This is a genomic window from Lapillicoccus sp., from assembly GCF_036559105.1.
Lineage (GTDB): Bacteria > Actinomycetota > Actinomycetes > Actinomycetales > Dermatophilaceae > Lapillicoccus.
Window position 1 is genome coordinate 1 of record NZ_DATBTV010000097.1, and the last position, 18,928, is coordinate 18,928.

25 protein-coding genes, 1 pseudogene and 1 riboswitch are annotated in these 18,928 nt (G+C 71.2%); of the genes and pseudogenes, 20 read left to right on the forward strand and 6 right to left on the reverse strand.

Annotated elements, in window-relative coordinates; translation table 11 throughout:
• Both VIG79_RS12425 and VIG79_RS12430 read left to right on the forward strand, forming a co-directional pair.
• Positions 1-251, forward strand: a pseudogene (locus VIG79_RS12425) (IS110 family transposase); the annotation flags it as partial.
• A gap of 272 nt (positions 252-523) precedes the next feature.
• Positions 524-790, forward strand: a complete 267-nt coding sequence (locus VIG79_RS12430) for a hypothetical protein (protein WP_331886037.1) — start codon at positions 524-526, stop codon at positions 788-790.
• Between the two features lie 834 nt (positions 791-1,624).
• On the opposite strand, the gene VIG79_RS12435 is transcribed toward VIG79_RS12430, so the two are convergent.
• Together VIG79_RS12435 and VIG79_RS12440 are read right to left on the reverse strand one after the other, a co-directional pair.
• A complete protein-coding gene (locus VIG79_RS12435) occupies positions 1,625-1,765 on the reverse strand; it encodes a hypothetical protein (RefSeq protein ID WP_331886039.1) in 141 nt (46 codons plus the stop codon).
• 868 nt (positions 1,766-2,633) lie between these two features.
• Complete coding sequence (locus tag VIG79_RS12440) at positions 2,634-3,200, reverse strand: VanZ family protein (protein WP_331886041.1); 567 nt, start codon at positions 3,198-3,200, stop codon at positions 2,634-2,636.
• Between the two features lie 112 nt (positions 3,201-3,312).
• On the opposite strand from VIG79_RS12440, the gene VIG79_RS12445 reads away from it, so the two are divergent.
• Both VIG79_RS12445 and VIG79_RS12450 read left to right on the forward strand, forming a co-directional pair.
• Positions 3,313-3,450, forward strand: a complete 138-nt coding sequence (locus VIG79_RS12445) for a hypothetical protein (RefSeq protein ID WP_331886043.1) — start codon at positions 3,313-3,315, stop codon at positions 3,448-3,450.
• Positions 3,451-3,640: 190 nt separating this feature from the next.
• Entirely contained in the window at positions 3,641-3,763 is a 123-nt protein-coding gene (locus tag VIG79_RS12450; protein ID WP_331886045.1) for a hypothetical protein, read from the forward strand.
• A gap of 93 nt (positions 3,764-3,856) precedes the next feature.
• On the opposite strand, the gene VIG79_RS12455 is transcribed toward VIG79_RS12450, so the two are convergent.
• Genes VIG79_RS12455 through VIG79_RS12465 form a run of 3 tightly spaced genes read right to left on the reverse strand, consistent with a single transcriptional unit; the run spans position 3,857 to position 5,162 of the window.
• On the reverse strand, positions 3,857-4,351 hold the full coding sequence (locus VIG79_RS12455; RefSeq protein ID WP_331886047.1) for a DUF664 domain-containing protein: 495 nt from the start codon (positions 4,349-4,351) through the stop codon (positions 3,857-3,859).
• Positions 4,348-4,839, reverse strand: a complete 492-nt coding sequence (locus VIG79_RS12460; protein ID WP_331886049.1) for an SRPBCC family protein — start codon at positions 4,837-4,839, stop codon at positions 4,348-4,350. Before VIG79_RS12460 ends, VIG79_RS12455 begins: the two co-directional genes overlap by 4 nt.
• Positions 4,836-5,162, reverse strand: coding sequence for a metalloregulator ArsR/SmtB family transcription factor (locus VIG79_RS12465; protein WP_331886051.1), 327 nt, complete (start codon positions 5,160-5,162; stop codon positions 4,836-4,838). Before VIG79_RS12465 ends, VIG79_RS12460 begins: the two co-directional genes overlap by 4 nt.
• A 244-nt stretch (positions 5,163-5,406) precedes the next feature.
• On the opposite strand from VIG79_RS12465, the gene VIG79_RS12470 reads away from it, so the two are divergent.
• The 5 genes from VIG79_RS12470 to VIG79_RS12490 all read left to right on the forward strand — a co-directional run bounded on the left by VIG79_RS12470 (position 5,407) and on the right by VIG79_RS12490 (position 7,608).
• Positions 5,407-5,856 (forward strand): helix-turn-helix transcriptional regulator, encoded by a 450-nt coding sequence (locus tag VIG79_RS12470; RefSeq protein WP_331886053.1) that lies wholly within the window; start codon positions 5,407-5,409, stop codon positions 5,854-5,856.
• A gap of 5 nt (positions 5,857-5,861) precedes the next feature.
• Positions 5,862-6,275 (forward strand): VOC family protein, encoded by a 414-nt coding sequence (locus VIG79_RS12475; protein ID WP_331886055.1) that lies wholly within the window; start codon positions 5,862-5,864, stop codon positions 6,273-6,275.
• Positions 6,276-6,385: 110 nt separating this feature from the next.
• A complete protein-coding gene (locus VIG79_RS12480) occupies positions 6,386-6,715 on the forward strand; it encodes a VOC family protein (protein ID WP_331886057.1) in 330 nt (109 codons plus the stop codon).
• Positions 6,716-6,755: 40 nt separating this feature from the next.
• Positions 6,756-7,187 carry a DUF3237 family protein gene (locus tag VIG79_RS12485; RefSeq protein ID WP_331886059.1) on the forward strand — a complete coding sequence of 144 codons (432 nt, stop codon included), beginning with the start codon at positions 6,756-6,758 and terminating at the stop codon, positions 7,185-7,187.
• 7 nt (positions 7,188-7,194) lie between these two features.
• The gene (locus VIG79_RS12490) at positions 7,195-7,608 is read left to right on the forward strand and encodes a TIGR03668 family PPOX class F420-dependent oxidoreductase (protein WP_331886061.1); all 414 of its coding nucleotides are present in this window, start codon (positions 7,195-7,197) and stop codon (positions 7,606-7,608) included.
• Here the strand turns inward: VIG79_RS12490 and VIG79_RS12495 are convergent.
• The gene (locus VIG79_RS12495; RefSeq protein WP_331886063.1) at positions 7,577-8,563 is read right to left on the reverse strand and encodes a hypothetical protein; all 987 of its coding nucleotides are present in this window, start codon (positions 8,561-8,563) and stop codon (positions 7,577-7,579) included. The genes VIG79_RS12490 and VIG79_RS12495 overlap by 32 nt on opposite strands.
• Before the next feature lie 150 nt (positions 8,564-8,713).
• Between VIG79_RS12495 and VIG79_RS12500 the strand changes: the two genes are divergently transcribed.
• The 11 genes from VIG79_RS12500 to gcvP all read left to right on the forward strand — a co-directional run bounded on the left by VIG79_RS12500 (position 8,714) and on the right by gcvP (position 18,859).
• Positions 8,714-9,289, forward strand: a complete 576-nt coding sequence (locus VIG79_RS12500; RefSeq protein WP_331886065.1) for a DoxX family protein — start codon at positions 8,714-8,716, stop codon at positions 9,287-9,289.
• Positions 9,290-9,325: 36 nt separating this feature from the next.
• Positions 9,326-9,946, forward strand: a complete 621-nt coding sequence (locus VIG79_RS12505) for a CDP-alcohol phosphatidyltransferase family protein (protein ID WP_331886067.1) — start codon at positions 9,326-9,328, stop codon at positions 9,944-9,946.
• Positions 9,943-10,923 (forward strand): DUF881 domain-containing protein, encoded by a 981-nt coding sequence (locus VIG79_RS12510; RefSeq protein WP_331886069.1) that lies wholly within the window; start codon positions 9,943-9,945, stop codon positions 10,921-10,923. The genes VIG79_RS12505 and VIG79_RS12510 overlap by 4 nt, the downstream gene beginning before the upstream one ends.
• Entirely contained in the window at positions 10,920-11,252 is a 333-nt protein-coding gene (locus tag VIG79_RS12515; protein ID WP_331886071.1) for a small basic family protein, read from the forward strand. Before VIG79_RS12510 ends, VIG79_RS12515 begins: the two co-directional genes overlap by 4 nt.
• 3 nt (positions 11,253-11,255) lie before the next feature.
• The gene (locus VIG79_RS12520) at positions 11,256-12,062 is read left to right on the forward strand and encodes a DUF881 domain-containing protein (RefSeq protein ID WP_331886073.1); all 807 of its coding nucleotides are present in this window, start codon (positions 11,256-11,258) and stop codon (positions 12,060-12,062) included.
• 32 nt (positions 12,063-12,094) lie between these two features.
• A complete protein-coding gene (gcvH, locus tag VIG79_RS12525; protein ID WP_331886075.1) occupies positions 12,095-12,484 on the forward strand; it encodes a glycine cleavage system protein GcvH in 390 nt (129 codons plus the stop codon).
• A 232-nt stretch (positions 12,485-12,716) separates the two neighbouring features.
• Positions 12,717-13,115, forward strand: coding sequence for an FHA domain-containing protein (locus tag VIG79_RS12530; RefSeq protein ID WP_331886101.1), 399 nt, complete (start codon positions 12,717-12,719; stop codon positions 13,113-13,115).
• A 32-nt stretch (positions 13,116-13,147) separates the two neighbouring features.
• The gene (locus VIG79_RS12535; RefSeq protein WP_331886077.1) at positions 13,148-13,936 is read left to right on the forward strand and encodes a MerR family transcriptional regulator; all 789 of its coding nucleotides are present in this window, start codon (positions 13,148-13,150) and stop codon (positions 13,934-13,936) included.
• Between the two features lie 44 nt (positions 13,937-13,980).
• On the forward strand, positions 13,981-14,499 hold the full coding sequence (locus tag VIG79_RS12540; protein ID WP_331886079.1) for a bifunctional nuclease family protein: 519 nt from the start codon (positions 13,981-13,983) through the stop codon (positions 14,497-14,499).
• Between the two features lie 191 nt (positions 14,500-14,690).
• The gene (locus VIG79_RS12545) at positions 14,691-15,272 is read left to right on the forward strand and encodes a MerR family transcriptional regulator (protein ID WP_331886081.1); all 582 of its coding nucleotides are present in this window, start codon (positions 14,691-14,693) and stop codon (positions 15,270-15,272) included.
• Between the two features lie 395 nt (positions 15,273-15,667).
• A riboswitch (glycine riboswitch) is annotated at positions 15,668-15,802 on the forward strand.
• Positions 15,803-15,943: 141 nt separating this feature from the next.
• Positions 15,944-18,859, forward strand: a complete 2,916-nt coding sequence (gcvP, locus tag VIG79_RS12550) for an aminomethyl-transferring glycine dehydrogenase (protein ID WP_414672629.1) — start codon at positions 15,944-15,946, stop codon at positions 18,857-18,859.
• Positions 18,860-18,928 lie beyond the last annotated feature (69 nt).

The following is an 18,928-nucleotide window of genomic DNA, read 5'->3' on the forward strand; positions in this document are numbered from 1 at the left end:
CCCGCTGTGCCGGGCTGGATGTGTCGAAGAAGGACGCCAAGGTCTGTGTCCGGGTCGCTGGTGCCGGGCGCCGCAAGACCGTCGAGACGGTCACGACCGGTCACGACCTGGTCCTCGATGACCAGTCAGGTCCTCGCTGCGCGAGCACTTGGTCGCCGAACTGGTCACCCTGCGCGGTGATGGAGGCGACTGGGGACTACTGGAAGCCGTTCTACTACCTGCTTGAGGACGCCGGGTTCGAGGTGGTCCTCACTCCTCTGCGTCGCGGATGAGCGCGAGCCGGTGCACGCGACGATCGTTGACGAGCACCTCGACACCCCGGCCACGGGTACTCGCAGCTCCACCCGTCGGCGAGCCATCGGCCGAGCCACTCGTCGCGGTCGCCGTCCTTCGGGGTCCAGTCGGCCATCGTCCGGCGCTCCTGCCGGGGGATGCCTCGCGACCACGCCATAGCCGAGGACAGGCCGCAGCGGCGACACCGAGCCCTCGCCCTCGACGGCCACCGAGTGCCACGATGCGCTCGATGACCGGGAACCCATCGCCACGGATGATGACCGAGGCCGAGGTCGGCGCCTATCTCCGAATGAGCCCCGACGAGGTGCTCGGCTTGGTGGAGCTCCGCCAGCTTGAGGCGCACGTGCTCTCGTGCCGGGTGGTGCGGTTCACCGAGTCGGCGGTCGAGGAGTACCGCCGAGCGGCGGCCCCGGAATGGGCCTCGGCCGTGAGCGAGCCGCTAGAGGGCGAGGAGCCCGAGCCGCCCACGGGGGAGAGACCCCCGGCAGTTGTATAGGCGCCCAGGGCCGTCCCAGAAACGCGATGACTCGTCCTTGACCCGTCTGGTTCGTACCCCTCCCTAGATTCGCCGTGGGGCTCTATCGCCATACGATGCCAACGCCTGCTACGCGAACACGAGCCGGAGGCCGCTCATGAGTCCAACAGAAGATTCACGGCATGTTGGTCAATGGGAGTACCTGACTGTTCCCCTCGCGGATGCCCGCCGAGTCAAGAAGCAAGGTCCTGACCTGACACCAGACCACCTCAACGAACTTGGCTCGCAGGGTTGGGAAGCAGTGGGGATGACACTCAAGAACGGCGACCTGCTCGCGTGGCCGGTAGTCTTGCTCAAGCGCCGATTGCGCTAGCGCCGCCGGGACGGCACCCCGTCGAGGGCCACGACGGACCGGTTTGGACCAATGCAGAGTGCCGCGCGGAGTTCGAAGGAGAACGGCCTTTCATCGCCAAGAGCGCTCACAGGCGCGAGCGGCGAATCCGGTCTCGCCGAGGACAGCCGAGGGTCACCGGGGAACTGTGCGCGTAACCGAGCGGACGTTGCTCCACCACGAGGAGCCCGCCAAGGCTCGATGAGGAGTTCCTCGCCCGCGTTGACGAGGAACCTGCCGGATGGCCGTCACGCCCGGTGGTGACGGCGACCGACAGAGACGGGCACCCGCCACGGCCGAGGCGTAACGGCGCATGTTATTGCGGAGATGGAGCAGGTGTCGTGGCGCCATCCCGACCCCCGAGGGGGTGGCGCCACGGCGTCTCACGGGCCGGCGGTGGTGCGGCGAGCGGGAGTGGGGCGTGGCGCCATTTGTCGCGCCGTAGTTTGGCGCGAGCGTCGCACTTAGCCCCCGACGTTCGCCCGCCATGACGAGCCTTGCCCGGCCTCGATGAGCAGCTCCTCGGCCTCGATGAGCGCCCTCGGCTTGACCGGCCGGACCGGCTTGGCGTCGAGCTCCTCGGGGTCCGAGGGGGGAACCCGCACCCCCGTTGGCCGAGAGCACCCGGCCGTCGTCGCCGGACGGGTCGGCGATGGTGCCGAGCTGCAACCCGAGCACCCGAGCCCGAGGCCGGAAATCGCGCGGGTCCTTGGTGAGCGATTGCATGAGCAGCTCGCCGGCAAGTAGCCGTCGGCCATCTCGTGCGCCGTCTCGGCACCCTCGGCGTTGTCCTTGAGCCGAATGGTCGCCTCAAGCCCGGCCGGAGTGTCACGCACCGACTCGACCTTGCCGACGATGCCTTGGGAGCGGTTCGGGCCGGGCCGGGGTGACGATGCGCCCGACCGGCAGCTGGACGTGACCGGGCGAGTACGCCGGCCGGTGCAGGTTGGGCCGGCCCCACTTCAGGAGCCGGCGACGACCACGCTCACGACGCCCACCTTCCCCAGCGGCTCCGAGCTCGCGTCTCGATCGGGGAGCTCGGGGGCGGGTCGATGGCGAGAGGAGCCACCGGCACCTCGACCGGACGCAAGACCGTGCCGCCGTCCCCGTACCGGTCCGAGCCTCGGTCACCCGACACCTCACGCTGCTCGCCAGGGGCGGCGCTCGGGTTCTCGGTGAACGTGCCGGAGTACGGAAGACCACCGACTCCTTGCCGTGCCGCTCGCCGACGACGGGCTACGCGAGCGGGTCGATGCCGCGTACGAGGAGTGGGTGGCCCGCGCTATCGCCGACGTTGACGGTGACCGGGCCGGTGCTCGCGACGTGATGCAGGAGCGGAACCGCACCGAGTGGTCGGTGTTGCTGTGGTGGCTACAAAACCCGAGGATGAGACGAAGCGCTACCTCCGCGCGGTCGGTCGTGACGTTGAGGTCGAGGAGGACCGGCTCGACTTCAACCCGGCGGGCGCCGCCGTCACCGCATAGAGGCGATCGCCACGTCCCGCGGCGACGCGTAGCGCAGTGGCAAAGCGATGAAGATCGCGATCGCGACGAGGGCGAGGATGGTCCCGATCGCGCACACCCGGGTCATGACGACGGCCGTCCTCGCCCGGTATCGCCGGCGGGCCAGGGCGAGGAGGCCGAGCCCGGCCAGACCCCCGGCCGTGTTGACGACGACGTCGGTGATGTCGGACCGGCCGACGGCGAGCACGTACTGGGCCACCTCCAGGACAACGCTCGCTCCCACGAGCACGCCCGCGACCCTCCACGACCGCCATGACGGCGCCAGGAGGCCGAGGTAGAGCCCGAACGGGATGAAGAGCACGATGTTGGCGACGAGGTCGAAGGGTGCAGTGGCGCCCGCGTCGGCCGTGCGGACGAACGGGACGAGCTTGATCTGGCGCTGCGCCCCGGCGCCGACCCAGGGAGTCTCCAGCTTCCACAGCACGATCCAGACGAGCAGGACCAGGTAGACCGCGAACAGCACGGCCAAGAGGACGCGCCGGCCGTCCAGGGACCGACTCTCCCGCGCGGCAGACACCCCGACAGGATCGCCCAGGAGCGTCTCGACACCGTCGAGCAACACGCAATGGACAGCTCTCGTCTCTGCCGGAACCAGCACGGACCGATCACCCCAGGCGGAAGGCCGACCGATGCGTGTGACCCCCCGGATGTGGATCGGCTTCGTGGTCTTCGTCGGCTACTGCGCCACCATCGTCCTCATCACCAAGCTCGGTGGCGTCCCGTACCCGGAGATCGGTAAGTCGGCGGAGGCCACGGTCTCGCGCTGACCGCGTTCCGCTCCCGGCTTAGGGAGGACGGTGCGTGGTTGCTCAGCAGCCTCCTGTTCGGCCTGATGCACCTGCTCAACGTGGCCCTGGGCGCGCCCTTCTCGGGCACCATCGCACAGGTCGCTATCGCGTTCGGCTCGGGCACGGCGTCTACATCCTGCGCCGGGTCACCGGCTCCCTCATCGCGGCGATGCTCCTACACGGCCTCTGGGACGTGTCGGTCTTCGCGGTCGGCTTCGCCCCGAAGGGCACCGTCTTCGCGACGCTGCTGGCCCCGGTCATCGCGGCACTCTCGCTGGCCGTCGTCTGCTAGGTCATCAGGGGCACGAACGAGAACCCGATCAGCCACAAGAGCACGAGCGCGCACGCCACCGCGCAGGCGCTCACGGCGAGGCCGCCCACCGGCCTAGCGAGGGCCCAGTCCGGTGCGGCCGTCGAGAAGCTCGCGGGCGATGTCGAGGTGGCCGGCGTGACGCGACGTCTCCTCGATGAGGTGGAGGACCATCTCGCGCACGTCGTCGAGCTCGGTCGGCAGGCCCGGTTCGTCGAGACCCGGTGGCCGGGCGTCGAGGGGCAGGGCGGCGACGACTTCGTCGGTCATCACGCAGAGCCGGCGGTAGCGGGCCACCGCGTCTGCCAGGGACGGCCCCGGCGGTGCCGGCCGAGGATCAGGCGAGGTCGACCCGGACAGCACGCTCTGCGCCCAGAACCACTCGGCGTCGCCGAGATGCCAGACCAGGCCGGCCGGCGTCCAGCCGCTGGCGACCACCGACGCCTCCGCCAGCCCGGGGTCGAGGTCGGCGACGACCGCGACGACGCTGTCCCGTTGGAACTGCAGCCAGCGCAGCAGCGCAGTCCGCTCGGCCTCGACCGGCGCCGAGACCGTGACATCCGACGTCACGACCGCAGCTCCGGCCGGTACGAGGGGATCAGCTCCTTCCAGCGAGCCAGCCAGTCACCGGCGGGTCGACCCTCGAGGTGGGCGCGCAGGTCGTCCAAGTGGGCCTGCCAGCCGGCCGCGTGGTCCGGCGCCTTGTCCCACGGCAGCCCGAACTCCTCGACGACCAGCCGCGTTCCGCGATCTTCCTCCGTGAGCAGTGCCTCCAGCTGGGTCTCCTCCGGCGTACCAGGGTGCATGGTCACCAGCAGGCGGTGCGGCGCGTCGCATACCTCGATCCGTCCCGGCCCCTCGGCGGTACTCGTGAACTCCGCGTGGATGGTCCCGCCGACCCGCAGGTCGCCGTGGACCCGAGCGATCCACCGGGCGAGCCGATCCGGATCGGTCACCGCACCCCACAGGTCCTCGATGTCGGTGGCATAGACGTCCTCGACGTGGACCGTCCCCGTGTCGCCGACGCGGCGGACCTCACCGAGCAGAGTGATCGTCATGGCTTTCCCTTCCGTTGTCGTGTGCCCCGCGCCACCTCGGTGTGCAGGGCGCTCATGCGCTGCTCCCAGACCCGTTGCCGGTGGAGCAGCCAGTCGCTGACCGGCTCCAGGCTTTCGGGCCGGAGGCGGTAGATCCGGCGCTGGCCGTCGGGGCGGACGTCGACGAGTCCGGCATCCCTGAGCACCGAGAGATGCCGGGAGACACCCGGTTGGCTGACCGGCACCAGTGCCCCGAGCTCTCCCGCCGTGGCTTCGCCGGTGGTCAGCGCCTCCACGATGACCCGGCGGTGCGGGTCGGCCAGCGCGTGGAGCACAGCGTCCATGCGACCCATCATTACCCACTCGGTTATATACCGCAATGGGTATGCCAGTAGGAAGGTCTCGGTTCCCAGCCCCACACCTCGCCGTGCTCCCCTCGCTCGACTGCCAGTCGAGTGACTTGGCTGCCGGTCGAATACCAGGCGAGTGACCCGACTGGCAGTCGAGTCGGACCACCCAGGCGACAGCGCGCCTCTGGTAGTCGGCGCAACCGGACGGCGCCCCACCGGACGTGGCACGATCGAGGGGATGGCCAGCACACCCGCCGAGGAACAACGGCTGAAGGACCTCGCGATCCTGCGCCGCGTCAAGGACCGGATCGACCGCGAGTACGCGCAGCCGCTCGACGTCGATGCGCTCGCCCGTGGCGCGAACATGTCGTCCGGCCACCTCAGCCGGCAGTTCAAGCTGGCCTACGGCGAGGCCCCGTACGGGTACCTCATGACCCGGCGGATCGAACGGGCGATGGCCCTGCTGCGACGTGGCGACCTCAACGTCACGGAGGTGTGCTTCGCGGTCGGCTGCTCGTCCCTCGGGACCTTCAGCACCCGGTTCACCGAGCTGGTCGGGGTCCCGCCGAGTGTCTACCGGGAGCAGGAGGCGGAGGCAACCCTGGGGATGGCGGCCTGCGTGGCCAAGCAGGTCACCAAACCGGTCAGGAATCGAGAAGCGCGGCCGGCCGAGCCGCACCTAGCGTGACGGTCATGCAGATCACCATCCACTCGAGCTTCCTCCCGCACACCGACCCGGACGCGTCGCTCGCCTTCTACCGCGACGCACTGGGGTTCGAGGTCCGCGGCGACGTCGGGCACCAGGGGATGCGGTGGATCACCGTCGGTCCGGTCGGGCAGCCCCAGACCTCCATCGTCCTGCACCCGCCCGGAGTCGCTCCGGGCATCACCGACGACGAACGGCGCACCATCCTCGAGCTGATGGCCAAGGGCAGCTACTTCGGGGTCAACCTGGCCAGCGCCGACCTCGACGAGACGTTCGCGGCGCTCGAGTCCAGCGGCGCGGAAGTGGTCCAGGAACCCACCGACCAGCCCTACGGCGTACGCGACTGCGCCTTCCGCGACCCCGCTGGGAACATGCTCCGCATCCAGCAGGCGGGCGACTGACGCCTCCGACACGGTCCTCCGTCGCTTGTCACGTTCGGCGCGGTCGATCCGTCAACCCCTCGACGATGCGGTACGCACCCGGCGACCGCACGACCCTCAAGGAGACGAACATGAGCCCCACGATCCAGAGCATGGTGGTCCCGGTGTCCGACATCGACGCCGCCAAGGCCGTCTACACCGCCCTCTACGGGGCGCCGCACACCGACACGCCCTACTACGTCGGGTTCAACGCGAACGGTTTCGAGGTCAGCCTGGCCCCTAACGAGCAGACCGACGGCCCGGTCGCCTACGCGGACGTCGACGACCTCGACGGGATGCGCGACGCCCTGCTGGCCGCCGGCGCCACGGAGAAGTCCGCGCCGCGTCAGGTGGCGCCGGGAGCGCGGGTCTGCGTGCTCGCCGACCCCAACGGCAACCCGATCGGCCTGCGCGGCGCGTAACCGCTCCAGCGGACCCCGCGACCCGGCCTACCGTGGTGTCATGCGCCTCGAACCGCTCTGCGCGTTCGACCTGCACTACACCAGCGACTTCCACCTCGCCCGCCCCTACGGCAACGAGTCGGGCACCGGGTGGGGTGTCGGGGACGGCCGGGTCACCGGGGAGCGCCTGAGCGGCACCGCCCAGTGGTCCAACCAGCCCGCTCGACGCGGCGACGGCGCGATGCTCCCGAACGCCCGGGGCGTCGTCGCCACCGACGACGGGGCCGAGGTGGTCTTCGACCTCACCGGGCGGACCGTCTTCGTCGACCGCGACGGTGAGCAGGTCGGGCGGCAGCTGCTGCTCGTCCTCCTCGAGAGCCAGGACGGCCGGTATGCGTGGCTCAACAACGCGGTATGCGTCGGGGAGGGAGTCGTCAGCCCCGAGACGATGACCATCCACCTCGAGGTCCTCCAGTGCGTGAGCGAGATCTGACGATCCGGTGAGCCCTCGTGTGAATGACGCCCCGGCGCGGTTCGCCGCGGCCCGCGTCGCGCGGCTGGCGACCACAACCGCTGACGGGTCGCCCCACCTCGTCCCGGTCGTCTTCGCTCTGGTCGGCGAGACGGTCTGGACCGCCGTCGACACCAAGCCGAAGTCCACCACGGCGCTCCGCCGCCTCGACAACGTGCGCGCCCATCCGGCTGTGAGCCTGCTCGTCGACCACTACGCCGACGACTGGGCAACCCTGTGGTGGGTGCGGGCCGACGGCGTCGCGACGGCGCTCGACGCCGACACGGCCCGGCACGGGCTCGACGCGCTGGTCGCGAAGTACCCGCAGTACCTGGACGACCCGCCGCCGGGTCCGGTCCTGCGGGTCGACGTCACCCGATGGGTGTCGTGGTCCGCTCGCTGACGACTCCCCGGTCGAGCCGTTGCCGATGCACCGCGAACGCCGCCAGCGCCGCCAGGACCAGCGTGACGATGACGACCTGCTCCGCGACCGCTCCGGCTCCGTGTTCGGCCGCGTTGGCCAGCCCGACCCAGACGTAGACCAGCACCGCACCGGCGCCGAGTCCACCCGCCGGGAACCGCCATCGGAGCACGAACGCCCCGAGAGCCGCCAGCGCCACCAGCATGACGGTGCAGGCGAACCACGGCGGACCGGCCTCGTGGCCGAGCTGGAACACCGACAGGCAGACGAACGCCACGAGCAGGCCGACAAGTCCTCGCCGCGAGACCGGCGACTCAGCGGGCGCGCCGACATCCGACCCGGGACGAGGCATACCGAACGCCGCCGCGACCGCCGCCAGGGCCACGCATACCGACACCACGAGCTGGGCCGTGCTGGCACGGAACGTCGTCGCGGCCATCGACCCCACGCAGAGCAGCGCACCGGTCACGACGTAGAGCCCCGCCAGCCCGGCGACCCGTTTGGGGCCCAGCCACGGGTCCCGCTCCGGGAACACCGACTCGGCCACGGCGATCGGCGTCGCGATGCTCCACACGACGTGGAGGGTGAGCACGAAGATCGTCCACGGCAGCCCGATGCCGAGGGCCGGCAGGTAGCCGAAGGAGAGCTTGTGCAGCCCGAGGTAGTCCGGGTTGAACAGGGACTGCGTGAGCAGCGCCTCCTCGACGACCCCGAAGGCGAGGGCCAGCAACAGCATCGTCGGCCATCCGCGCCCGCTGCGCCGAGCCACCTCGCGGATGACCACCGCCGCCGACCCGTAGTAGGCGACGTAGAGCACCAGCTCGGCCACCTGCCCCGCCGGCGAGCCACCGGAGAGGTACTGGTCCCCGAGGAGGAACTCCGCCGTGACCGCCGACCCGACGGCCAGCACCGCATACCTGGCGAAGGCTCCGCTCATGCGAGCGACGCTAGGTCGGCAGCGGGCCACCGACCGGGGCCGAATGTCACGGGTCGCCCCTCACACGTGTCACGGCACGCCTCCCCGGACAGCGGCGGGTTGTCGGGCACAGTGGGACGCGTGACGACTGGAACTGGCCAGGAGGTTCCCTTGAGCAGCACGCGGCCCGAGAGCCTGACGACCGAGGACCCGGCCCCCCGCGGTACCGAGGACCCCACCCGCGCAACCGCGCTGCGTCCCTTCGGCGTGAGCCCGGTCAGCGAGAGCGAGTGGGAGGACCCCGAGGAGTCGGGTCCCGCCAAGGCCCGCCACATCATCGACCGGTGGGACGGAGCGCTCGGACTGCTGGTCCTACGGGTCGTCGTCGCGGCGATCTTCGCGATCCGCGGACTGCAGAAGGTCCAGCACCTCGACGTCACGAAGACCCAGTTCGAGCAGATCGGCATCCCCTACGCCGACACCCTGGCCTTCGTCGTCGGTGTCTGCGAGGTGGCCATCGCCGTCGCCCTGATCTTCGGGATCGCCGTGCGGCTCGTCGGGGTCGGCATCGCCGTCATCGCGATCGGCGCGCTGGCCTACGTGAAGTGGCGCACGGGCGCCGTCTTCACCGACGGCCAGCCGGGCTTCACCGGTGAGCTGGAGCTGCTGCTCGCCGCGGTCGGTGTGATGTTCGCCGGGGTAGGTGGCGGGGGATGGACGGTCGACCGCCGGTTCCGGCGACGCTGAGGGTCTCGCCCCTCGCGCCCGATTAGGCTTCCTCGCGTGAGCGAGGCGGAGCGGACGCCGGAGACGGTGAGCGACCGAGTCCTCACCCTGCCCAACGTGCTCTCGGCGCTCCGGCTCGTCGGCGTGCCGGTGTTCCTGTGGCTGCTGTTCACCCATCAGGACATCTGGGCGTTCGTCGTGCTGACCCTGTCTGGGATCACCGACTACCTCGACGGCAAGATCGCGCGCCGGTTCAACCTCGTGTCCCGGGTGGGGCAGCTGCTCGACCCGCTGGCCGACCGTCTCTACGTGCTCACCACGTTGGTGGCGCTGACGATTCGCGACATCATCCCGCTCTGGCTCCTCATCGTCCTCGTGGGTCGCGACCTGTTCATGGGTGTGGTCATCCTGCTGCTCAAGCGGGTCGGCCAGACCGGTCTGCCGGTGCACTTCGTCGGGAAGGCTGCCACCTTCAACCTGCTCTACGCGTTCCCGATCCTCCTGCTCAGCTCCGTGGACGGCATCGTCGGCGACGTCGCCCAGCCACTCGGGTGGGCGTTCGCCTGGTGGGGCGTCGGGCTGTACCTCCTCGCCGCGGTCCTGTATGCGGTCCAGGCCGCCGCCGTGATCCGCGCCGCCCGGTCCGCCGCCGGCCGGGCGACCCCCGGTGCGGCATGACGACCACGCCGCCCCCGCCCGACCCGGGTACGCCCGAGGCCGGGTTCCACAGCGACGGTCGGCGCCCGGCGGCCGGGTCGATGAGCCTGCTCCAGCAGCTCATGGACCGCCCGCTCGACCCCTCGTACGCCGCGGCCGCCGCGCGCCGCGAGGCGGACGGCCTCCCGCCCAGTACCTCGCTGCGCAGCCCGTGGCTCGTGGTCGCCGCGATCGTCATCGGGTTCCTCTTCGTCGCCGCCGCCTTGGCTCTTCGCCCGGCCGGGACGACCGCGTCGCGGGACAAGGAGCAGCTCATCGAGCAGATCGAGGCGCGCCAGACTCGCGGCGACGAGCAGGCCGCCGAGGTCAGCAAGCTGGGCCAGCAGATCCAGGACGCCCAGTCCGCCGCCCTGGCCAGCCAGGCCTCCCAGCTGTCCGCCGAGCTCGACAAGCTCCGGCTGCTCACGGGGGAGGTGGCGGTCACCGGGCCCGGGCTGGTGCTCACCGTCGACGACGCACCCGACGTCCGGGCGAAGGCGGCCTCCGGCGACCCTCGTGACGCCGGAGGGTTCCCCCAGGGGCGAGTGACCTCGTTCGACCTGCAGATCCTCGCCAACGGGCTGTGGCAGGCCGGCGCCGAGGCGATGTCCATCAACGGCCAGCGGCTGACCTCGCGGTCGTCGATCCGGTTCGCGGGCGACGCGATCCTCGTCGACTTCCGCCCACTGAGCCCGCCCTATGTCGTCACTGCCCTCGGGGACGGACGCGAGCTGCAGACCGGGTTCGCGAGCTCGGCGTCGGGCGCCTACCTGAAGTCCCTCGGTGACAACTACTCGATACCGTCGACGATCGCCACGCCTGTCCGCGTCGACATCCCGCGCAGCCCGTCCTCGCCGCTCATCTTCGCGATGCCGGTCTCGCCCAACACCGCGACCGTCTCACCATCGTCCGCTCCGCCGGGCGCCCCGATCCCCAGCACGGAGGCCTCCCGCTCATGATCCCCGCCATCGGCCTGCTCGTCGGTGTCGTCGCCGGCCTGCTGCTGCACCCGGCGGTGCCGGTGTGGCTGCAGCCGTACCTGCCGATCGCCGTCATCGCGGCCCTCGACGCGGTGTTCGGCGGTGTCCGCGCCGTCCTCGACGGGATCTTCGTCGACAAGGTGTTCGTCGTCTCGTTCCTGTCCAACGTCCTCGTCGCGGCGTTCATCGTCTTCCTCGGGGACCAGCTCGGGGTGGGCACCCAGCTGTCCACCGGCGTCGTCGTCGTGCTCGGTGTGCGAATCTTCTCCAACGTGGCCTCGATCCGTCGCCACCTCTTCAAGGCCTGAGCCATGACCGAGCCCACACCTCCGACCGCGTCGCCACCGAGCGCGCCCACCCCAGCGCGCGGGTCGTCGTCATGGCGTCGGCTGGCCCGCGCCGGAGCGCCACGCAGCACCAAGGCGCAGGCCCTCGGCGCGGCCCTGGCCCTGGCCCTGGGGTTCGCGATCGCCACGCAGATCCAGCAGACCCAGGACTCCGGGCTGGACAGCATGCGCCAGGACGACCTGGTGCGGGTCCTGGACGACGTCAGCCAGCGGTCCTCGCGCCTCGACCAGCAGGTCCGCGAGCTCCAGTCCCAGCGCGACGCCCTGACCACCGGCGCCAACACCAGCCAGGCGGCCATCGACCAGGCCACCAAGCAGCTGGAGTCGCTGCGGGTCCTCGCCGGAACGGCCCCCGCCCAGGGTCCGGGCATCAAGGTGACGATCTCGGACCCCACCCAGAAGGTCACCGCGCCGATGATGCTCGACCTGCTCCAGGAGCTGCGGGACTCCGGTGCCGAGGTGGTCCAGTACGGCGCGAACCGGGTCGTCGCGAGCTCGTGGTTCTCGTCGTCCGGCGGCCAGATCCAGGTCGACGGACAGCCGCTGGCGCGGCCGTTCACGGTGCTCGCCATCGGTGACAAGGCCACGTTGGCCTCGGCCCTCAACATCCCGGGTGGCATCGTCGAGACGCTCCGCCGCGCCGACGCGACCGCGGCCATCGAGCAGCTCGACACCGTGCGCATCGACGCGTTGCAGTCGCCGCGGACGCCTCGTTACGCTCAGCCCGTGCCCGAGTCGGGCACGCCCACCAGCACCCCGACGACCAAGTAGCCCGACGACCAAGTGACCCGAGAGCGAGCACGATGAGCGAGCTGGAGTACCCGGACAACCTGCGCTACACCGCGGACCACGAGTGGGTCGAGGAGCTGGACGGCGGCACCCTGCGGGTCGGGATCACGTCCTACGCGCAGAACGCGCTCGGCGACGTCGTCTACGTCTCGCTGCCGGCCGTGGGCGACACGGTGACGTCCGGCGAGACCTGCGGCGAGGTCGAGTCGACCAAGTCGGTCAGCGACCTCTACGCACCCCTCAGCGGGGAGGTCACGGCGGTCAACTCGGCTCTCGACGGAGCGCCCGAGCTGGTCAACTCGGCGCCCTACACCGACGGCTGGATGTACGAGCTGCGGCCCTCCGACGCTGACGCTGCGGGCGGCCTCCTCGACGTCGCCACGTACCGCGAGGGACTTAGCTGAGCACCCGTTCGGCTCGGCTTGACCTCCGCCCCCACGAGCACGAGACTCGCCTGACGACGGGGTCCAACCGCCGTCGGGAGCGGGAGGGGGATCCACTAGGGTTCTGTGCACCGGCAGTGACGAAGGAGATGCGGCCATGACGGAGCACGAACCCGAGGCCAGCCCCGCTGAGACCCCGGAGACGACAACGAAGACGCCGGCTCCGGCGACCCGGCAGGGCGACTCGACGACGATGCGCTTCCAGGGCGTCGGCGCCGGGCACGAACAGGTCGAGCTCGACGGTCGCGGCCTGTCCGCCGAGGACCAGGCCACCATCGACGCGCTGCGGCCCGGCACCGGCCTGCTCATCGTGCTGCGCGGCCCCAACACCGGTGCCCGGTTCCTGCTCGACGACGCCGAGGTCACGACCGGCCGGCATCCCGACAGCGACATCTTCCTCGACGACGTCACCGTCTCGCGCAAACACGCGGTCTTCGTGCAGGAGAACGACGGGTATGCGGTGCGGGACGTCGGGTCCCTCAACGGCACCTACGTCAACCGCGAGCTCGTCGACCACGCCGCCCTGCGTACCGGTGACGAGGTCCAGATCGGCAAGTTCCGACTCGTCTTCTACGCGGGCCAGCGACAGTAGTGCCGCCCTCCGACGCCGGGAGGGGGCCCGGTGTGGGCGCCTCCGGAGCGCCGGACGAGGACCGCGGACGGGAGCAGTCCGGGGTTCTTGGCGCGCCCGGGTCACCCGGGTCGCGGACGATCGGCGCTGTGCTCGCGGCGCTGACCCCGGACTTCCCGGACCTCACGATCTCCAAGATCCGGTTCCTCGAGGCGGAGGGCCTCGTCACCCCGCACCGGGCCGGATCGGGGTACCGCACCTACACCGACCGCGACATCGAGCGGCTGCGCTACGTCCTCACGGCGCAGCGCGACCGGTTCTGGCCGCTCAAGGTCATCCGGGACGCGCTCGACGCGATGGACCGCGGGCTGACCCCGGGGGAGCCGGAGGGGTCGGATGCCCGGCCGCGGGTACCCGAGGGGGCGTCCGACCCCGACGTGCCGACGGCTCTGGCCCTGGCCGCCCCTGCCACGCTCCGGCTGACCGCGCGGGAGCTGCGGGACGCGGCCGGCCTCGACCGGCCCACCCTCGATGCGCTGGAGAACTACGGCCTGGTCCGGGCCGATGCGAGCGGCCACTTCGACGACGACGCCCTGGCCGTCGCCCGCTCGGCCGCCGCCCTCGCCGCATACGGTGTCGAGCCCCGGCACCTGCGCCCGTTCCGGACCGCCGCCGACCGCGAGATCGGGCTGGTCCAGCAGATCGTGCGGCCGGCGCGGTCGGCTGCGGGCCGTCCGGGCCGGCCCAACGGCGCCGCACCCGAGGACCCGACGCCCGAGGTGCTGCGCTTGTGCATCGCGTTGCATACCGCTCTCGTCCGGACCGGCACCCGAGAACGCTGAGCCCCGACTGACGAAGCGCAGCCGGGAGAAGTAACGTGGGACGCGTGAAGCCCGTCGACGTCCTCGGGGTGCGGGTCGAGATGCCCACCAACCAGCCGATCGTGCTGCTGCGCGAGCGGAACGGGGAGCGCTACCTGCCGATCTGGATCGGCGCGGCGGAGGCGACGGCGATCGCCTACGCGCAGCAGGGCGTCGAACCGCCGCGGCCGCTGACGCACGACCTCCTCAAGGAGGTCATCCAGACGACCGGGCACCGCGTCACCCAGGTCCGCATCGTCGAGCTCCGCGACAAGGTGTTCTACGCGATCCTCGTCATCGACGGGACGACCGAGATCAGCGCCCGTCCCTCCGACGCGATCGCCCTGGCCCTGCGCACCGACACGGAGATCGTCGTCGCCGAGGCGGTCCTCGACGAGGCCGGCGTCGCGCTGACCCCGGAGGAGGACGACGAGGTGGAGAAGTTCCGAGAGTTCCTCGACCAGGTGTCGGCCGAGGACTTCGAGAACCCCAACGTGGACCCGCAGGTGGACCCGGGCGACGACAGCGCGCCGCGGGAGACCTAACCGTGAACTTGAGGTTGAGATTGACGCGGTGACGCGACACGCCGACACGCTCAGCCTCGACCGGTGATTGACCCCGGGTGCCGAACGGCCTACCGTCGGGAGGTCAGCGCCGAAATACCGCGGGTGTAACTTCACCGTGGGTGGTCCGGCACGAAGGCGAGAACCGCCCGACTAACGCTCAGGAGGACGCCGTGGTCGTCACGGGAGACGCGCAGGAGCGCCGGACGCACGTCCCGGCGTCCGCCCAGGGTCTGCTCTTCGACGACGACCTTCCAGAGCTGAGCGAGGACATCGGCTACCGCGGTCCCACCGCCTGCCGGGCGGCCGGCATCACCTACCGTCAGCTCGACTACTGGGCCCGCACCGGCCTGGTCGAGCCCTCGGTGCGGAGTGCCACCGGGTCCGGCACGCAGCGGCTCTACGGGTTCCGCGACATCCTCGTGCTCAAGGTCGTCAAGCGGCTGCTCGATACCGGGGTCTCGCTCCAGCAGATCCGCGAGGCGATCAAGAAGCTGCGCGACCGCGGCGTCGAGGACCTCGCCGGGATCACCCTGATGAGCGACGGCGCCAGCGTCTACGAGTGCACCTCCGCCGACGAGGTCTACGACCTGCTGCAGGGTGGCCAGGGCGTCTTCGGCATCGCGGTGGGCCGGGTCTGGCAGGAGGTCGAAGGCACTCTCGCGGCCCTCCCCAGCGAGCGTCCCGAGGACGAGGTCCCCGCGGCCCACCCGGACGACGAGCTCAGCGCCCGGCGCGCCCAGCGCATCTCCTGACCCAAGCCTCTCCTAACCCAAGGCCGCGCCACTCCGCCGCGCCACTCCGCCGCGCCACTCCCGGCGAGCGGCCGGCCGCCACGTCCCGGGGCACAAAGTCAGCCTCAGGGCACCGATGTCGCTCCGCTCAAGCCGGGTCTCGGTCCATCGGGCGACTCGCGCGAGCTGGTCCATGTCGCGAGTCATGTCGCGCCCGGAGCGGTAGTAGCAGCACCAGCTGCGACATGATTCGCGACATGACGAGCCGTCTGTGGACGTGCGAGTCAGGGCGCGGGTCATCGTGCGGCTGGTGTCGTCTGGACAGCACCAATCGCACTCCGAAACGCACTCTGACCCTCACTCGCGCCGCGCTTGACTGACCGGCGGAGGTCGGCTGGTAGATTTGGCCTGCCGCGAACAACCCACCGGGAGAGTCCCCGGGGCGGTCTCCCCACAGCCGAGCGGGACCACCGGCTACCGGGGGACCTCTGCTGGGGCGCCGAAGGGGCAACACCCCGGAACCTCTCAGGCGCCAGGACCGAGTGGGTGAGGCGACTCTGGAGCCACGACGACGAGGGCGACAGAGGGGGTTACCGTGCTGTGACCGCAGGGAACCTCCAGGAGCCATCCACGTGACCCAGACCGCCGCCACATCCACCGCGACCGACACCACCGCGATCGACGGTCCTGACGTGGGCCAGGACGCCGCCCCTGACGTCCCCGTCCACGTGGACACCAGCCGTCCGGCACCGTTCGTCGAACGCCACATCGGCCCGTCCCCGGACGACGTGACGGCGATGCTCGAGGTGGTCGGCCAGCCGTCCCTCGACGCCCTCGTCGACGTCGCGGTACCCGGCGCCATCCGTTCGCACCGGGCCCTGCGCCTCGACGCCGCACCGTCGGAGAGCGCCGTGGTCCGTGAGCTGCGTGGGCTGGCCAGCCTCAACACGGTGATGCGCTCGATGATCGGTCTCGGCTACTACGGCACGGTGACCCCGCCGGTGGTCCAGCGCAACGTCCTGGAGAACCCCGCCTGGTACACCGCCTACACGCCGTACCAGCCGGAGATCTCCCAGGGCCGGCTCGAGGCCCTCATCAACTTCCAGACCGTCGTCAGCGACCTCACCGGCCTCCCTGTCGCCGGCGCGTCGCTCCTCGACGAGTCCACCGCGGTCGCCGAGGCGATGACCCTCATGCGCCGCAGTGCGAAGAGCCCCGCCGAGGCGGTCCTCCTCGTCGACCGGCACACCCTGCCGCAGTCCATCGCGGTCACCCAGACCCGGGCCCTGCCGCTGGGCATCGAGGTGGCGGTCGCCGACCTCGCCTACGTCGACAGCGTCGACGCGCTCCGTGCGGCGGCCGGTGGTCGTGACGTCTTCGGCGTCGTCGTCCAGTACCCCGGCGCCGACGGCGAGCTGCGCGACTTCCGCGCGCTGACCGCTGCCGCCCACGAGCACGGTGCCCTCGTCACCGCTGCCGCCGACCTCCTGGCCCTCACCCTCGTCACCCCGCCGGGGGAGTGGGGCGCGGACATCGCGGTCGGGAGCAGCCAGCGGTTCGGCGTCCCGATGGGCTTCGGCGGCCCGCACGCCGGCTACATGTCGGTCCGGACCGGCCTCGAGCGCCAGATGCCCGGCCGCCTCGTCGGCGTCTCGGTCGACGCCGCCGGCCACCCCGCATACCGGCTGGCCCTGCAGACCCGCGAGCAGCACATCCGGCGCGAGAAGGCGACCTCCAACATCTGCACCGCGCAGGTCCTCCTCGCGGTGATGGCCAGCATGTATGCGGTGTGGCACGGCCCCGCCGGGCTCGCCGCGATCGCCCGCCGGTCCCACGGGTATGCGCGAGCGCTGGCCGACGGGCTGCGCGACGGCGGGGTCGACGTCCTCACCGACGCGTTCTTCGACACGGTCACGGTGCGGGTCCCGGAGCAGGCCGACGACGTGCTGCGGGAGGCCGTGGCGCGAGGCGTCAACCTGCGCCGCATCGACGACGACACCCTGTCGATGAGCACCGACGAGACCACCACCGGCGAGGACCTCCTCGCCGTCTGGGGGGCGTTCGGGGTGGCCGGCGGCGTACCCGCCCCCTCGGAGGCCGACCCGGCGTGGTGGGACGGCGCGGTCCGGACCTCGGACTACCTCACCCACCCGGTGTTCTCGACCCACCACAGCGAGACGGCGATGCTGCGCTACCTGCGCCGGCTCGCCGACCGCGACTTCGCGCTCGACCGCGGGATGATCCCGCTCGGCTCCTGCACGATGAAGCTCAACGCGACCACCGAGATGCTCGCGGTCACCTGGCCGGAGTTCGCCAACCTGCACCCGTTCGCCCCGACCAGCCAGACCGAGGGGATCCGCAGCCTCGTCGCCGCCCTGTCGGCGTGGCTCTGCGAGATCACCGGCTACGACGCGGTCTCGCTGCAGCCGAACGCCGGGTCGCAGGGCGAGCTGGCCGGGCTGCTGGCCATCCACGCATACCACCAGGCCAACGGGGAGAGCCACCGCCGGGTATGCCTGATCCCGGCCAGCGCGCACGGCACCAACGCGGCGTCCGCCGTCATGGCCGGCCTCCGGGTCGTCGTCGTCGGTACCGACGCGGCGAGCGGGAACGTCGACATGGACGACCTGCGCGCCAAGGTCGAGGCGCACCGCGACAACCTCGCGGCGGTCATGGTGACGTACCCCTCGACGCACGGCGTCTACGAGGACACCATCGGCGAGCTCTGCGCGCTGGTCCACGAGGCGGGCGGCCAGGTCTACGTCGACGGCGCCAACCTCAACGCGCTCATGGGGCTGGCTCAGCCCGGCAAGTTCGGCGCTGACGTCTCCCACCTGAACCTGCACAAGACCTTCTGCATCCCGCACGGCGGCGGCGGTCCCGGCGTCGGTCCGGTGGGCGTGCGCGCGCACCTGGCGCCGTACCTGCCGAACCACCCGTTGGCGCCGGAGGCCGGGCCGGCCACCGGTGTGGGCCCGATCTCGGGGGCGCCCTACGGGTCCGCCGGCATCCTGCCGATCTCCTGGGCCTACGTGCGGCTCATGGGCGGCGTCGGCCTGACCCGGGCCACGGAGGTGGCCGTCCTCAACGCGAACTACATCGCGGCCCGGCTGCGTGACCACTACCCGGTGCTCTACTCCGGGCACCAGGGCATCGTGGCCCATGAGTGCATCCTCGACGTCCGCGGCATCACCCGCGACACCGGCGTGACCGTCGACGACATCGCGAAGCGCCTCGTCGACTACGGGTTCCACGCACCGACGATGTCGTTCCCGGTGGCCGGCACGCTCATGGTCGAGCCGACCGAGTCCGAGGACAAGGGCGAGATCGACCGGTTCTGCGACGCGATGATCGCGATCCGCGAGGAGATCGACGCGGTCGGCCGCGGCGAGGTCGCAGTGGCCGACTCGGTGCTGCGCCACGCGCCGCATACCTCGCGGTCGATCGCCGAGGACTGGGACCACCCGTACGACCGCGTCACCGCCGCCTTCCCCGTCGGGGTGCACGCGCCGGACAAGTACTGGCCGCCGGTCGCCCGCATCGACGGCGCCTACGGGGACCGTCACCTGGTGTGCAGCTGTCCGCCGCCGGAGGCCTTCGAGGACTGACCGCGAGGGCCGCTCCCGGTATCAGCGCTCACCTCGTTCTCTCCTCACGGTCAGACGCCCGGAGATCCC

What these genes read in the sequence shown, in the direction of transcription:
- VIG79_RS12445 (WP_331886043.1), top strand. Translation starts at nt 3,313, where the DNA reads ATGCGTGTGACCCCCCGGATGTGGATCGGCTTCGTGGTCTTCGTCGGC.
- VIG79_RS12520 (WP_331886073.1), top strand. Translation starts at nt 11,256, where the DNA reads ATGACCGAGCCCACACCTCCGACCGCGTCGCCACCGAGCGCGCCCACC.
- VIG79_RS12475 (WP_331886055.1), top strand. Translation starts at nt 5,862, where the DNA reads ATGCAGATCACCATCCACTCGAGCTTCCTCCCGCACACCGACCCGGAC.
- VIG79_RS12485 (WP_331886059.1), top strand. Translation starts at nt 6,756, where the DNA reads ATGCGCCTCGAACCGCTCTGCGCGTTCGACCTGCACTACACCAGCGAC.
- VIG79_RS12530 (WP_331886101.1), top strand. Translation starts at nt 12,717, where the DNA reads ATGCGCTTCCAGGGCGTCGGCGCCGGGCACGAACAGGTCGAGCTCGAC.
- VIG79_RS12510 (WP_331886069.1), top strand. Translation starts at nt 9,943, where the DNA reads ATGACGACCACGCCGCCCCCGCCCGACCCGGGTACGCCCGAGGCCGGG.
- VIG79_RS12495 (WP_331886063.1), bottom strand. Translation starts at nt 8,563, where the DNA reads ATGAGCGGAGCCTTCGCCAGGTATGCGGTGCTGGCCGTCGGGTCGGCG.
- VIG79_RS12515 (WP_331886071.1), top strand. Translation starts at nt 10,920, where the DNA reads ATGATCCCCGCCATCGGCCTGCTCGTCGGTGTCGTCGCCGGCCTGCTG.
- VIG79_RS12430 (WP_331886037.1), top strand. Translation starts at nt 524, where the DNA reads ATGACCGGGAACCCATCGCCACGGATGATGACCGAGGCCGAGGTCGGC.
- gcvH (WP_331886075.1), top strand. Translation starts at nt 12,095, where the DNA reads ATGAGCGAGCTGGAGTACCCGGACAACCTGCGCTACACCGCGGACCAC.
- VIG79_RS12470 (WP_331886053.1), top strand. Translation starts at nt 5,407, where the DNA reads ATGGCCAGCACACCCGCCGAGGAACAACGGCTGAAGGACCTCGCGATC.
- VIG79_RS12465 (WP_331886051.1), bottom strand. Translation starts at nt 5,162, where the DNA reads ATGGACGCTGTGCTCCACGCGCTGGCCGACCCGCACCGCCGGGTCATC.
- VIG79_RS12450 (WP_331886045.1), top strand. Translation starts at nt 3,641, where the DNA reads ATGCTCCTACACGGCCTCTGGGACGTGTCGGTCTTCGCGGTCGGCTTC.
- VIG79_RS12460 (WP_331886049.1), bottom strand. Translation starts at nt 4,839, where the DNA reads ATGACGATCACTCTGCTCGGTGAGGTCCGCCGCGTCGGCGACACGGGG.
- VIG79_RS12480 (WP_331886057.1), top strand. Translation starts at nt 6,386, where the DNA reads ATGAGCCCCACGATCCAGAGCATGGTGGTCCCGGTGTCCGACATCGAC.